The following is a 14,144-nucleotide window of genomic DNA, read 5'->3' on the forward strand; positions in this document are numbered from 1 at the left end:
TCATCACTCCGTTACTCTGTTTGACTGTTAAATAAATCATATTTCGTTTTATATCTTTGGAAGATCTTGATCCAAGCTTTACCTAATAGCAGCAACAAAACTGCTGTAAATATCGCATGAGTCAGATCAAATGGCACACTGGCAATAATTGCCGTCAATGTACTCTTAGGTGTGATCGGTTTGACAAAACCGAGAATGAAATAAATATCCATGATCCACCCGTATAAAAATCCTGAAACAAAGCCCCAAATAGCTAATGCCCAAACTGGGATTTTTTTGTTTGCCATCAATCCAGAAATTATTCCCACGATTCCTAGAGCAAACATTTGCCATGGCGTCCATGCACCTTGTCCAAAATACATGTTGGATGCTAAAGCAATAATCGTACCCATCAAAAATCCGGTCTCAGGGCCACTGACTAAGGCACCCATGATCAAGATGAACAATTCTGGCTTTAGTGATGAAAATGCTGCTAGAAAAATCCGTCCTGCTACCGCTAAAGCACAAATTATCGCGATAAAGACAACCTCTCGAGAATTCTTTCCCGAACGTTCAAATCGCCAGAAATAAACTCCCATCGTGACAAACAAAAAGATAAACGACAGCAACAAATAATTTTTACTGCCAAGTGCATCTAACAACACTAAGATCACCACTGAGGCAATCAACAATAACCATAATCTACGATTCATTTTGAACAATGTCCTCCCATATCAAGGCTTTGGGGAAATAATCCCGAGCTGCCTTATTAATTTCAGTCGTGTAAAAATATTTATCTGGGAAGAAAGCTATTGGTGGTTCAAATTTCCCTAATCTCCCGTCAAACATTAATGAGACATAGTCAAAATATCTGGCCGAAAATAAAATATCATGCGAATTGGCTAAAATCGTACCGCCACCGTCAAGATATTCACGCAGCATCTGAGCAACGCGTTGTTTAATGTTAGGATCCAATCCCTTAGTTGGCTCATCTAAAAACAACAACTCAGGATTTTTGATCAAGCCAATTACCAGAGCCAAATATTCCTGCTGTCCTCCACTAATGTCGTAAGGACTAGTATCTTTTAAGGAAGTCAGCTGATACTTCTCTAAATATTCATTGACTAACTCATCTGTGACTTTAGCGTGGTTTTGACTCAACTGATATTGGATCTCTTCTTTGACCGTATCAGTCACGAACAACAAGGCTGGATTCTGTGGCAAGACGAATACCTTAGCATAAAAGTCTTGCCCTAAACGCTTAGTATTTTGGCCATCGAGCTTGATCGAACCAGACAACTGTTCTAACTGTTTAGTGATCACCTTGAGCAGTGTTGTTTTACCGACACCGTTAGGTCCTAAGATCGCATAGGCTTTGCCTTTTTGAAGTTTAAAAGTAATGTCATCCAAAATATTTGATTGGTTAAACTCAAACCGAAATGTTAATCGTTTCAATTCCAGGATATTGTCAGACTCATTTACTTTATGAGTAACGTGATCTCGGTAAGTTAAATACTGCGACTGCTGAGAAATGATGTTATTCATTCTGCGGTTGGTCAGTGGCAGTTTTACGGTTGGAAACACCTCGTCCAGTTGATCTTCCAAGAATAGACGGTCTACTTGTGGCAAATAATTGCGATAATCGTCTTTTGTAAAAAGCTTTCGTAGCCCTTGATCAGTTGTCTCGTCCATCATGATGTGACCAGATTCGATCAAAACAATACGATTCACGTAAAATACTGCCTGTTCTAAGGCGTGTTCAACCAAAATGATGGTGATTCCCAAGTCGCTATTGATCTTTTCAACCATCCGGAAAAACTTCTCAGATGTAATTGGATCCAATTGCGATGTGGGTTCATCTAACAATAAGATCTCAGGATTCAAAATCAATGCAGCAGCTAGATTAATGATTTGCTTTTGACCACCAGATAACTCCTCTTCTTTGAGATCCATTAAATCGACAATATCGAAATAACTTGCGATCTCTGCAATTTTGGAATGGATCTGGTCAGGTCCCATGCCTTGATTCTCAAGTACAAAATGAAATTCATCTCGAGGGGTCTCAGTAACCATTTGATTGTCAACGAACTGGGATATATAAGCGACACGACTAAAATCTTGATCATCGTCGCCATTAAACAACGTCATCTGACCATTAGTCGACTTTCCCAAAGCAAGTTCGGGCTTTAACTGTCGCAACAAAGTGCTCTTCCCGCTACCGGTTTTCCCGATAATAAGCGTGAAGTCTCCTTTATTGATCGACAAGTTGACTTGGTCTAACGATATTTTTGAACTGTTGGAGTACTTGAAGCTGTAGTTCTCGAAATGAACGATTTCCACCATAAGTAATGAAATTCTCCTATCAATAATGGGTAGACGATTGCTAAGAAGTTCAGCAAGATGATCAAGGCAATCCAAATATCAAATTTGAAATTGACTTGACCAGACCCGAAGTTTACCTGACCAAAACCATTAGTGATCATTACAATGTTAAATGCAATTGAAACTAGCATCACAACTCGCAAAATGTAGTCGCTTAACTTGTTGGTCTCATGCACAAAACTTTGCCTTCTTTGATTGTACCCTTTACTGATGAGCGAGTCAGACATGTTCATGAAGTTAGAAATCGACTTATTTAGGACAATTTCGTTTAAATTCATCGTCTGTTTGATCCGCTTAGAAAAACCGTAAACCCTTACAGGAGCACTATTTCTGAACTTATAAAGTTGTCGAACGTCTCGAAAAATATCGATGATTTTGGGAATAAATTTGACAGTTAGGATAAAAATAATGGCTATACTTTTGAAAACATTGGACAAGATTTCGAAAATTAATTTGGTGTGAGTTAAAGCGTCATATAAGTAAAATGACCACAAAATATTCATAAATGAAATGCCTAAAATAAAACCATTCGTAATTGACTGAGTTGAAACTGTCAAAAACGGAATTTTGAATAAAATATTCGACCCGTTTTGATTAACGAATAAATTAAATAAGACAGTTAGTAAGAAAATTGTCAGAGAAGCCAGTAAAAAACTCTTGAACTTTTCTCTGCGAACTAACCAACTCATGATCAAAAGAATGACCAATAAGCTACTAGTAATAAATGGGTTATTGAAGATCAATGAGATAAAGATGACATTGACCAAATATAGCAAGATAGTTAAATTGTTGACGCTCATCGTAAAATTTTTAATTAGTTTATTCATCGAATTTTCTCCATAAAAAATAAAAGGACACACTAAATAGTGTGACCATTTTATTTTTATGATTTTGTTATTTCAGGGATATCAAACCCTAGTTTCTGATGCAAGGCATCAATGCCCTTTCTTAAAGCGGACTCAACTGAACTGACATCCCCCATTAAAACAACCGAACCACTAAAACGGTCGATAAAAGCAATCTTAACATCGCCTGATTTGCTGGCTATATCAGAGATGATAGCTGCTGCCTCAGGAGGCGTTATGGTAATTATACCAATAGAAATATTAGTTTCATCGATTCCAATACTTCTTAAGATTTTAGTATCAGGCATGGCAATTACGTGTGCTAAGGTAATTTGCTTACCTGGTACTGATTCTTGTATGACTCGTCTTAATCCATTGTGTTCTGCCATTTTAATTCATCCTAGTTAAACTAATTTAAATACATCGCGAGCGATAACGATCTCTTCGTCAGTTGGGATAACAGCAATGTTGATCTTACTGTCATCGGAACTGATGACTAGTTCGTTACTCTTGTTACGTTCATCGTCAACTTCTGCCCCAATGAAGTGGAAGTTTTCCATTACAGCCTTTCTCATTCGAGCATCATGCTCACCAATACCAGCTGTAAAGACGATCGTATCAACTCCATCAAGATCAGCAATATATGAACCGATGTAAGATTGAATACGGTGAACGAAAGCTTTTAACGCTAAGACAGCACGCTCGTTGCCATCATCAGCAGCCTTTTCAACATCACGGAGATCGCTAGAAACTCCTGAAATACCAAGTAGACCAGATTTTTTGTTGAGAACGTCTTTCATTTGTTCGGCATCTAGATGTTCATTTTCCTGAAGGAATGGAAAAATCTGCGGATCTAGATCTCCTGAACGTGTTCCCATGACCAATCCTGCCAATGGTGTAAAGCCCATTGAATTATCGATCGTTTTGCCATCTTTAATAGCTGAGATGCTGGCACCATTGCCAAGATGACAGCTAATAATTTTTTTATCTGCATGAGGGAATAAGTCTTCGACTTGTTCCTTGATGTATTGATGACTAGGTCCATGGAATCCAAAACGCTTTACGCCGTATTTTTTGTAATATTCATAAGGCAAAGCATAAACTGCATTTTCTGGAGGGATAGTAGCGTTAAAGGCTGTATCAAAAACTGCTACCTGCGGAGTATCTGGTAAAACATGATCAAAGGCCTTGATACCCAATAAGTTTACTGGGTTGTGCAATGGCGATAGTGCTGACAATTTATCAATTGTGTTTTCCACATCGTCGTCGACGATCACTGCCTTTTCATATTTTTCCCCACCGTTTGAGATGCGGTGTCCAACACCTTTGATCTCGTTCAAACTAGCGACGATCTTATTATCGACTAAACTGTCGATAACTAATTGAACTGCTTTGTTATGATCGGGAACACTTAAAGTTTGCTTTTTATCTTGACCATCAAAAGATTCTTCAAAGACTGCATCGTCAAAACCGATACGATCAACGACACCTTTTGCAATCAAGTTTTCCTCGGGCATTTCGAACAACTTAAACTTTAGAGAAGAACTCCCGGAATTTATTGCCAAAATTTTTGATACCATAATATCCCATCCACTTCTAAAAATTTAACTAACCAATAACTTTTTCATAAACTGCACGTAGATCATCATCGCTAGGAACTACAGGGTTACCTGGGAAGGTACCGTCTTTCTTAGCATATTCGATGACACGGTCAGCTTCTTTAACTGCTTTATTGTGATCAACGCCAAAAGCACGTAGTGATTTTGGACAATTCATTTGTGACATCATTTGATGAATTGTGTTTTCGATCTTTCTAACAGCAACTTTATCTCCGGCACCATTGCCAACTAATCCACACTTACGTGCAGCGGCTGCATACTTATGCAAAGCCTCTTCACTATGTGCAGCATTGTATTCAACGACATATGGGAGTGTCATTGCACAAGCTAACCCATGTGGCACGTGGAAGATTGCACCCAATTGATGAGCAATTGAGTGACAGAAGCCAAGACCAGCAGCATTAAATGCCATACCAGCGGCAGTTGATGCTTCATGAACTGTCTTTCTCAACTCATAGTTCTTAGGTTGTTTCATAACAACTTCAACTAAATCGTCAAAAATGACGCTCATAGCTTTTTCAGAGAAAGCTTCTGTAAACAAGTTACTATCTTTAGCAACTAATGATTCAAGCGAATGTGTCAAAACATCCAAACCTGAATATGCTGATACTGATGCAGGTGCACTCATAACTAGTTCTGGGTACAACAATGAGATATCAGGTGTTAAGTAATCTTCCATGATTGGGAACTTAACATTGTTCTTCTCATCAGTAATAACAGCTGTGTTTGTAACTTCTGAACCAGTACCACTAGTTGTAGGGATACCGATAAAGCAGCCGATCTTTTGATCAACGACTTTTTCACCGAAGAAACGAATTGCCTTAGCTGTATCGATGGCTGAACCACCACCGACAGCGATCATGATCGTAGGTTTAACTTTTTCAAAAACGCCAACGCCCTCAATAATATTTGTTAATGGAGGATTAGGCTTAACGTCTGAAAAGACCTCAACATGATTGTTAGCATGAAAATGACTACGGATCTTGTTTAATTCTTCGCTACCATCAAGAAATGGATCACAAACCAAAAGGATCGTTTGATCTTTAATGGCATCGAGTGTATCGAGACTATCTTTGCCAGAGATTACATGTGGCTTTAAACTGAAATCTACTACCATTATTTACACTCCCTTTTTAGTTGTTCCAAGTCTTCAATGAGAATCCTTGTGGTGAGTTTAATCTACGACGACGTGTGAATGACTTAGCAGTCGTTGTACCTTCACCAGTTGGTGTAGCGATTGTAAGTGCTGATGCACCTGTAAATCCAACACCAGTACCTGAATATGTAGGACCATTAACAACAAAGATTGAAGTGTTCATACGGTGAGCAGCTTTGTTGATTTGAACCAAGTTGTTTGAGTGGATTGAAGCTGTATGGTGGTTTCCACCTTCAACGTAAACGGCTGTCTTCAAAACAGAGTCAAAGTCAGGTTCGCAAACTACTGGAATGATAGGCATTAACATTTCTGTCAATGTAAATGGATGATCTTTGTCAGCTTCCAAGATGATGATCTTAGGCTTGCCTGTGTATGAAATATGAGCTTCGTCAAGAATGAATGTAGCATCTTTACCAACGAACTTACGGTTAGGTGTACCGTTCTTGTTGATTGTCATATCGATCATACGGTCGATGTCAGCTTTGTTAGATACCATGAAGGCACCTTCTGCTTCCATCTTTTGGATCAATTCATCTTTAACAGGTTTTTCAACGACAACTTCTTTTTCAGCTGTACATAAAATATCATTATCAAATGAAGCTGAATCAACAATGTTGTGAGCAGCTAAATCAATGTCAGCTGTTGCATCAACGATTGCTGGAGGGTTACCAGCACCAGCACCGATTGCTTTCTTACCACTTGTCATGGCTTGATGAACAACGGCTGGACCACCAGTAACTGATAAGGCAGCGATGTCAGGATGTTTCATCATTGTTTGAACAGCTTCGATTGAAGGTTCTTTGATACCTGTAACTAAGTTCTTAAGACCAGTTGCTTGATATACAAATTCGTTCAATTTTTCGATTGTCCAACGAGTGATGTTCTTTGCCCCTGGGTGAGCACCGAAGTATACAGTGTTACCACCAGCAAGCATCATGATACCGTTAGCAATAACAGTTTCTGAAGGGTTAGTTGATGGTCCAACAGCACCAATAACACCATAAGGTGCATATTCGTACATGATCAAACCACCATCGCCTGTTTCAGCTTCTGGTTGAAGAATTTCAGGACCAGGTGTGTTATACAAAGCATTGTTTAACTTAGCAATCTTTGCTTCGACAGTACCCATACCTGTTTCTTCTTTAATTTGTTTAGCCATCCATTCGATGTATGGCTTGAAACCTGTTTTAATAGCATCGATAACTTTGTTTCTTGTTTCGATTGATGCATCGATATATGAATCTTCTGCAACTTTTGCAGCTGCAATAGCATCGTCAACATTATCAAAAATACCATTTTCGCCTGAATCAGCAGATCCATTGCTTGAACTACCGTTTGTAGCATTTTGTAATTCTTCGCTTAGGATGCTTCTAATTTTATCTTCTAAATTATCCATTATTTAAGTCCTTCCAAAATATAGTTGACGATTGTTAGACTGACAGCTTGGTCTTCCTCAACAGCACCGCCACTTACTCCTACTGAGCCAATGATTTGGTTATTAACGATAATTGGATTACCACCAGCAAATGATGCTAATTTTCCATCCAACATGCCACCCATTTGATACAAAGGTGCACCTGGTTGAATTTGATCGCTAATATCTTTAGTAGGCATCTTCATGGCTACAGCTGACCATGCCTTTTTAGGAGCTAGTTCCAAGCTGACCATGTTTGCGTTTGGCATATGATACATCAAAATTGGTTGTGCATATGCATCAGTAATGCACATCGTTACGCCAACGTTCATATCATTTGCTTTTTTCTCACCGGCATCTAGAGCCTTCTGAAGATTGTGTCTGTCAAAGGCTGAAGTGCCATCAGTGTTTTTAATTGAGCTTTGCATTTTTACAAAAATATTTTCTGGTGTCATCGTTAATTCACTTCTTTCTTATATGTTTCAAGAATTTTATCAACTAAGCCTTCTAACTGATCGACATAATCTTCGTCTCTGGCCAAGATGTATAGAAAATCTGATAAACGGTTCACGTATTTCAAAACATCGGGACGGATCGTAGTCTCATCGTTTAGATGATCGACCAGCCTCTCAGCTCTACGACATACAGAACGGCATAAATGCAAATGCGCACCGGCTACACTTCGTCCAGGCAAAATGAACTCGTGTAGAACTGGTAATTTTGCAGTGTATTCATCAATAACATTTTCAAGTAGTTTTGTATCGTCGGCGCCGATACTTTTACTATTTTTGTAAAAGTTAGCGGCATCTTCGTTGGCCAATTCACCCGCAACGATAAAAAGATTGTTTTGAATCGTATCAAGAAGTTCTATGTTTTTTGGATCTTTACAAAACTTTTGTGCAACACTGATCTGACTATTTAACTCGTCAATGGAACCGTATGTTTCAACTCGTAATGAGTACTTCTTAACTCGAGTTCCGTCATACAGAGAAGTCTTACCTTTGTCGCCCTTTTTTGTATAAATTCCCATAATCTGTTCCTCTACTTATCAAACCTATCGATTATTCCTACAATTGCAGAATCACTGGCCTCATTTCTAACTGGACCATTTTTTGTATCAGAGATTCGAGCAGCTGCACCTCTTACTAATAGAACAGCCTCACCAATACCTGCGCCGACAGTGTCGATTGACACCTCTTCGCAACGTACCGGATTTTTTGCACTATCGATTGGTTGGACGATCATTAACTTTTTACCGACCAATGAATGGGCCTTTTGAGTAGATACAACACTACCAACCACAATTCCCATGTACATTTTCTTCAATCCTTTCAACTGTTTCTATTTTTCTAGAATATAATTCTTCTTTGGCGTAATCCGTGATCAATTGATGGTGACTCTTCAACAGATAGCTGCCATTATCTAAAAACATAACGTCGTTTCTAGTAATAGCTGATCTTTGAATTGCATTAATTGACTTATCATCTTTGCTGATAAAAGCAAACGGTGTTCGGACAACCAAATTCCAAGGCAACAACTGTAAATCTGAAAATCCGAGTTTCATTTCAAATTCAACATCATAACTTAAACCTTTTTGAATCCAATCGACCCAAGGATTTTTCAAATTAAAATCATTCAAATCACGAACTAATGACAAGTCCAGTGACGACACGATGGCTTTTTTATTTGCCAAAAAAACTTCAGCATTGGGTACTTGGCCCGTACTTTCAACCTTAAAAGTGTTATGTGATCTAGTTTCGATGACTTTCATCACGGTATCGATCAATTTATCTTGATCATTATTCATCTAGGTCACCACCATTTCTAAAAGGTCTATTTGTTGTCATCATCTTGGATGATGTAAGCTTTTGTATCACTTTGAACGTTAGCTGCATTAGCTTCGTCAGTATCAATATGCATTTCAGTAACGAAGTCTTTTCTAGGTCTAGCAACAACATCTTCAAAAATTGTCTTACGATCTTTTGAACGTACTTCAACTTTGACGATATCACCGTATTTGAGACCATACTTGTCAGCATCTGCTAAGCTCATGTGGATGTGACGCTTTGCAGCGATAACACCTTGAACTTGAATCTCAGCATTTGGTGATTTAACAGTAATTGATGGAGCACCATCAAGATTACCTGACAAGCGAATAGGAGCATCAATGTTTAATTGACGAGCTTCTGTTCTTGAAATTTCAACTTGTGAATGACTTCTTGCTGGTCCAAGAAGTCTGACATGGTTAACTTGGAAACCGTTAGGTCCAATAAGATCAACGGTTTGCTTTGCAGCAAAGTCAGCAGGTTGTTTCAATTGACGATACAATTCAAACTTTTGACCTGGGAACAATGTGGCAAAGTCTTCTTCTGAAAGGTGGATATGGTGATTTGAAACACCAATTGGAATTCCACCATCATCTTTGTTTAATTCTTCGCTAATGATTCTACGAATCGTTTCGCGTAGTTGTTCGTCATTCATACGTGTTCCTCCACTCTAGTAATTACAGATTATTTGTTGTTTGGTAAGATTTTTTCAACATCTGCGTGTGGACGAGGGATTACGTAGCTTGATACAACTTCTCCAACTTCTTCAGCTGATGAAGTACCTGCATCAACGGCAGCTTTAACAGCACCAACATCACCACGAACGATAACTGTTACTAATCCTGAACCAATTTTTTCGTATCCTTCAAGAGATACGTTAGCAGCCTTAACCATAGCATCGGCAGCTTCAATAGCACCTACTAAACCTTTTGTTTCGATCATTCCTAAAGCGTTATTCATAATTGTTTCCTCCGAGTTTATTTTTTCTTATTGTTGTTCGAATTGTTTGTTCTTGTGTTTCTAGTGCTTCTTGTACGTCTTGTTGTAGTTGACTTCGAGTTGGAACTTGTCTCGTCTTTTGTCTCTGCTTTTTCAGTCTTGTCTGATTCAGCTTTTTCATCATCAGATTCTGTTTCTGGAGCAATTGGTGCGCCGCTCTTTGCATAACTGAATTCAGCTAAATCATTAGCTGGTCTAGCAATAACTCTAGACGATACAAAGTTTCCAACTTGTTGGGCCTTGTCTTCACCAGCTTGTACACTGGCGTTAACAGCGCCAACGTCACCTGTAACATAAACAGTCATCCAGCCGTCGCCTCTGGCACGTTCAACTTTTTCAATTTGAACGTCAGCAGTTTTGACCATTGCATCAGCAACATATACGGCTGTTGAATAACCAACAACTTCGACTAATCCAAGGGATTCACTCATTTTTATTCACCCTTTTCTTTTATGTCTTTAAATGGAACGCCTTTTACTAAACGTGCAGCATTAGTTCCCAAATGATTGATATCTTCTTGATCTGAAATATTTACTTTAAAAAGTGGTTCCATCTCTGGAAGATTTTTTTGATGTAAATATGCGAAGTTATCATCGTAAGCTAAACCAACACCTAATTGTGAAGCTAATGCAGCTTGGTATGCCTTTTGAACCGTTGACATGCTTGATAGATTCTCGATGTCGTCATCGTTGATCTCGCGAAAAGGAATTCCTTCCTCCTCGATTCCATACAGGGCTGTTTGAAATAATCTTGAATTGTCAGCTTTTGCAATAAATATTTCAGGCTTTTTTACATCCATTATTTATTCCTCAAACTTTCTGCATACGATAATATCAAGCCAGTTGCAACGGCATTACGTGGGCCTTCGATTGCTCGAATGTTTCCACGTCCAGCAACCAAGTTGTAATGCGATAATTCATCAGTAACTAATTGTGGAATTTCAAAGTCTAGTGCAGACCCTCCGACAATAACTACGAATGGAATATCACGAATATTTCCAGTTGGAGAAACATGCTTCAATGCACGAATGGCATTTTCAACAAAGACACGTTTCTTAGCTGTTTGTCTGATAGTTTTAATTTTTTCAATACTTAGATCACCAGGCACTGGGACAAAACCGTCAGGCTTAACAACAACTGTCTTAGCAAATAAATTACCAGGCAATGCTTTGTCAAAGAACTGAACGCTTCCGTCTTCGTGGCGAATGAAGAACAAACTTTCTACTTTTGCTAGCGGATATTTTTTAATATCTTCAGCTAAGTAAATATCGTCTAATCCTAGTTCAGAATTGATGATCATTGAAACCATATCACCGGCACCTGCCAAGTGAATCGCAACAGATTCGCCATCAGGATTGATGATCGATGCATCAGTCGAACCAGCACCCAAGTCCAAAATGGCCATTGGAGCTGATGTTCCTGGCGTAGTTAAGGCACCAAGAATAGCTGATTGAGCTTCAGCACCACCAATTTCAACGTGGACACCAAAGGCTTTTTCCATTTCATCTGCGATCATTGACATCTGCAAATGATCTGACTTAACCATTGATGCGATTCCAACAGCTTGTTCCATTGAGAACTCGCCTGCCAGACCACCTTTAACGTTGATTGGAACTGAGGTGTTAACTGCAAGTAGATCTTGAATAGCAATGTCATCCATTTGCTTATCAGTCAACTTAGCCATCGTTTCACGAACACGCTCAAGCATGCCACCGATGTTAGTTCCGGCTTCACCTGTAACATCATCGATTTGATCAAATGATGAAACAGCCTCCATGATCTTGTTTGCACCACCTGATAGACCAACTGTCTTAGGAGCTGGCTTACCATGGATTGTGATCGAACCTGCAGGAATGACTCTTTCTTTAACGTCACCCTTTGGAGTCTTGATAACAACCGCGGATCTGTTACCGATCAAAGCACGTGAAACTGGAACAATATTTTTAGTTTCTTCAGAAGATAGATTGAAGACTGTTGCAATACCGTAAGGGTTAGATAATTGTGAAATAACCTTACCTTTATCAGCAACTTCAACGGCCGACAACATATTTACCGGTATCTTATCGATGAAGGCAACTTCATCAACGATTGGGATAGTCTTATCTAATCGATTATCAACTAAAACCCCATCGTCTGATTGCAAGATAGCAGCTGTAATGTGGTAGCCATGTTGCCAATATGTATTGATCAACTTAGCTACGTCCCCAAAGTCTAATTCCTTAGGAACGATCACCACGTAGTCGCGACCATCTTGTCCTTTTTCTGCTAAATCACGAATATCAATTGTATAACCGATACCAACTCCAACACCGCCTGGCGTCTTGGGGTTGTGGCCAATCATAGTTGACTCGGTGATAACAGTTTCAGTAATTGTCTCCATAGCAACATCCCCGATAACAGGAGTTGCTTCGTTGATTCTGATCAAATCAACTTGGTCAATGGTAATATCGCTTTTTGTCAGCAATCCATTGATCGAATTTCTAATTCCCATCATGTTTTGCTTGGTACCTTTGATACCAGTAGTTTCAGCAATGTTGGAATTTATGAAATTAATAGACCCATCATTTGCAATTTCAGCTAACACAACTTCAGTAGATGAATTACCTATATCAACGCCAATTACTCTTTGCAAATTAATCACTAACTAGCGTTAAACTAGTTATCTCCTTTGAGTTTCTTACGTTTTTTGTATTCTGTTGCAGCTTCACGAACGAAGTTAGCACAAATCTTTGCACCATACTTGTTTTCGAGTTCGTCTGCCATGTCTAACAATTCTTGCTCTGATGAACGGTAAGGTCTAAGTGAACTGTACATTTCAAGAACACGTTCGTCAGGAATTTTTGTTAATTCAGCAGCACGATCAAAGTTGCTTTGAATTGATGGTCTACCAGCACTCGCAGCAATTTGACCTTGAGCTTTTAATGTAGCTGGTGAAATACGTAAGTCTTCTGGTTTAACTTGACCGTTGATTGCGGCTTCCAAAGTAACTTCCTTAACGTTTTTGCCAGTTGGGGCATTAACTAGATCAGGATGTTTTTGGAAGAATGGGTAATCAGCAGCAGTCATTGTTTTGCCAGCAGTTGCAGTTGTTGATTGTGAACTTGCGGTTGTATTTGATGAGCTGTTAGCTTGTTCTTCTTGAACGTTGTTAACAATTTTGCTAATTAAATCGTTTATTTCTGTCATTTATACCACCTGCTAGATTAGTCGAAGTTAACTTCGATTTCGTCTGGTCCCTTTCCAGGTACAACATATTTTGTTTCCTTAATGTGCATCAAAGCTGATTTAGCTTGATACTTAACACGAGCCATCTGATCATTAACAGTTGGAACAGGTGTAGGTGATTCACCTTTGGCATATCTGGCTGCGTTAGCACCGATAGCACGATAAGTATCTAAATCAATAACTGGTGCTTGAGGGAACAATTCAAGGTTTGATAATGGTTCCAAATCCTTTTGATGAATAATAGTTGTTCCTTTAGATTGAATAGCGATTGCAACGCCTGAGCCTGAGTATTGGTCACCTTCAGCACCGGCGAATGAAACATCGGCTGTACGGTAAACTTTGATAACTCTAGCTTTGAGTCCTTGCTCTTCAATTCCGGCTGTAACTTGACGAAGAATATCTTTATGTTTGATACCTTTCAAGTTTTCAGTCATATGTTCCGCAAATCCAGGAAGAACAGCAACGACAACTTCGTCAGTTGAAGTACCTTTCTTAGCTGGACCAACATGTTTGAACCAGTCTAGTTGAAGTGGTGCATCTGTACCTGGTGCAGGTTTTGTTGCTGTAGCAGTTGCAGAATTAGTAGCACTACTTGAATTACCACCTTGGAAGTCAACTTTCTTGTCAGTTGATTTTGTTTCGGCAATAACTTGACGGATTATGTCTCTTAATAATTTTTCATTAATTTCTTCACTCATAA

The 14,144-nt window shown here is 38.9% G+C and carries 18 protein-coding genes; all 18 read right to left on the reverse strand.

All coding sequences use genetic code 11. From position 1 onward, the window contains the following. Positions 1–11 precede the first annotated feature (11 nt). The 18 genes from LKF16_RS03825 to LKF16_RS03910 are packed head-to-tail and all read right to left on the reverse strand — an operon-like array spanning position 12 to position 14,142. Positions 12–692 (reverse strand): ECF transporter S component, encoded by a 681-nt coding sequence (locus tag LKF16_RS03825; protein WP_291468795.1) that lies wholly within the window; start codon positions 690–692, stop codon positions 12–14. Further along, positions 682–2,322: an ABC transporter ATP-binding protein gene (locus LKF16_RS03830; protein ID WP_291468796.1), complete on the reverse strand. Its 1,641-nt coding sequence runs from the start codon at positions 2,320–2,322 to the stop codon at positions 682–684. Before LKF16_RS03830 ends, LKF16_RS03825 begins: the two co-directional genes overlap by 11 nt. Next, positions 2,256–3,188, reverse strand: a complete 933-nt coding sequence (locus LKF16_RS03835; protein ID WP_291468798.1) for an energy-coupling factor transporter transmembrane component T — start codon at positions 3,186–3,188, stop codon at positions 2,256–2,258. The genes LKF16_RS03830 and LKF16_RS03835 overlap by 67 nt, the downstream gene beginning before the upstream one ends. A gap of 56 nt (positions 3,189–3,244) precedes the next feature. Next, positions 3,245–3,595 carry a BMC domain-containing protein gene (locus LKF16_RS03840; RefSeq protein WP_291468800.1) on the reverse strand — a complete coding sequence of 117 codons (351 nt, stop codon included), beginning with the start codon at positions 3,593–3,595 and terminating at the stop codon, positions 3,245–3,247. 15 nt (positions 3,596–3,610) lie between these two features. Then, on the reverse strand, positions 3,611–4,786 hold the full coding sequence (locus LKF16_RS03845) for an acetate/propionate family kinase (RefSeq protein ID WP_291468802.1): 1,176 nt from the start codon (positions 4,784–4,786) through the stop codon (positions 3,611–3,613). 28 nt (positions 4,787–4,814) lie between these two features. Further along, positions 4,815–5,942 (reverse strand): 1-propanol dehydrogenase PduQ, encoded by a 1,128-nt coding sequence (locus tag LKF16_RS03850; RefSeq protein WP_291468805.1) that lies wholly within the window; start codon positions 5,940–5,942, stop codon positions 4,815–4,817. Between the two features lie 16 nt (positions 5,943–5,958). Then, entirely contained in the window at positions 5,959–7,377 is a 1,419-nt protein-coding gene (locus LKF16_RS03855; protein WP_291468807.1) for an aldehyde dehydrogenase family protein, read from the reverse strand. Beyond that, on the reverse strand, positions 7,377–7,850 hold the full coding sequence (locus LKF16_RS03860; protein ID WP_291468809.1) for a GlcG/HbpS family heme-binding protein: 474 nt from the start codon (positions 7,848–7,850) through the stop codon (positions 7,377–7,379). Before LKF16_RS03860 ends, LKF16_RS03855 begins: the two co-directional genes overlap by 1 nt. A gap of 2 nt (positions 7,851–7,852) precedes the next feature. Then, entirely contained in the window at positions 7,853–8,425 is a 573-nt protein-coding gene (locus LKF16_RS03865; RefSeq protein ID WP_291468812.1) for a cob(I)yrinic acid a,c-diamide adenosyltransferase, read from the reverse strand. An 11-nt stretch (positions 8,426–8,436) separates the two neighbouring features. Then, positions 8,437–8,706, reverse strand: coding sequence for a EutN/CcmL family microcompartment protein (locus LKF16_RS03870; RefSeq protein WP_291469396.1), 270 nt, complete (start codon positions 8,704–8,706; stop codon positions 8,437–8,439). Further along, a complete protein-coding gene (pduM, locus tag LKF16_RS03875; RefSeq protein ID WP_291468814.1) occupies positions 8,687–9,202 on the reverse strand; it encodes a PduM family microcompartment protein in 516 nt (171 codons plus the stop codon). Before pduM ends, LKF16_RS03870 begins: the two co-directional genes overlap by 20 nt. Before the next feature lie 26 nt (positions 9,203–9,228). Beyond that, entirely contained in the window at positions 9,229–9,876 is a 648-nt protein-coding gene (gene pduL / locus LKF16_RS03880) for a phosphate propanoyltransferase (RefSeq protein ID WP_291468817.1), read from the reverse strand. Between the two features lie 29 nt (positions 9,877–9,905). Continuing rightward, positions 9,906–10,184 carry a BMC domain-containing protein gene (locus LKF16_RS03885; protein WP_269464895.1) on the reverse strand — a complete coding sequence of 93 codons (279 nt, stop codon included), beginning with the start codon at positions 10,182–10,184 and terminating at the stop codon, positions 9,906–9,908. Positions 10,185–10,198: 14 nt separating this feature from the next. Further along, positions 10,199–10,651 (reverse strand): BMC domain-containing protein, encoded by a 453-nt coding sequence (locus tag LKF16_RS03890; RefSeq protein WP_291468818.1) that lies wholly within the window; start codon positions 10,649–10,651, stop codon positions 10,199–10,201. 2 nt (positions 10,652–10,653) lie between these two features. Beyond that, complete coding sequence (locus LKF16_RS03895; RefSeq protein ID WP_291468821.1) at positions 10,654–11,019, reverse strand: glycerol dehydratase reactivase beta/small subunit family protein; 366 nt, start codon at positions 11,017–11,019, stop codon at positions 10,654–10,656. Further along, the gene (locus LKF16_RS03900; protein WP_291468823.1) at positions 11,019–12,851 is read right to left on the reverse strand and encodes a diol dehydratase reactivase subunit alpha; all 1,833 of its coding nucleotides are present in this window, start codon (positions 12,849–12,851) and stop codon (positions 11,019–11,021) included. The genes LKF16_RS03895 and LKF16_RS03900 overlap by 1 nt, the downstream gene beginning before the upstream one ends. 23 nt (positions 12,852–12,874) lie before the next feature. Beyond that, positions 12,875–13,405 carry a diol dehydratase small subunit gene (locus LKF16_RS03905; protein WP_291468825.1) on the reverse strand — a complete coding sequence of 177 codons (531 nt, stop codon included), beginning with the start codon at positions 13,403–13,405 and terminating at the stop codon, positions 12,875–12,877. A 17-nt stretch (positions 13,406–13,422) separates the two neighbouring features. Beyond that, positions 13,423–14,142, reverse strand: a complete 720-nt coding sequence (locus LKF16_RS03910) for a propanediol/glycerol family dehydratase medium subunit (protein WP_291468827.1) — start codon at positions 14,140–14,142, stop codon at positions 13,423–13,425. Between the last annotated feature and the right edge of the window lie 2 nt (positions 14,143–14,144).

Origin of the sequence: Companilactobacillus sp. (genome assembly GCF_022484265.1) — a bacterium.
Lineage (GTDB): Bacteria > Bacillota > Bacilli > Lactobacillales > Lactobacillaceae > Companilactobacillus.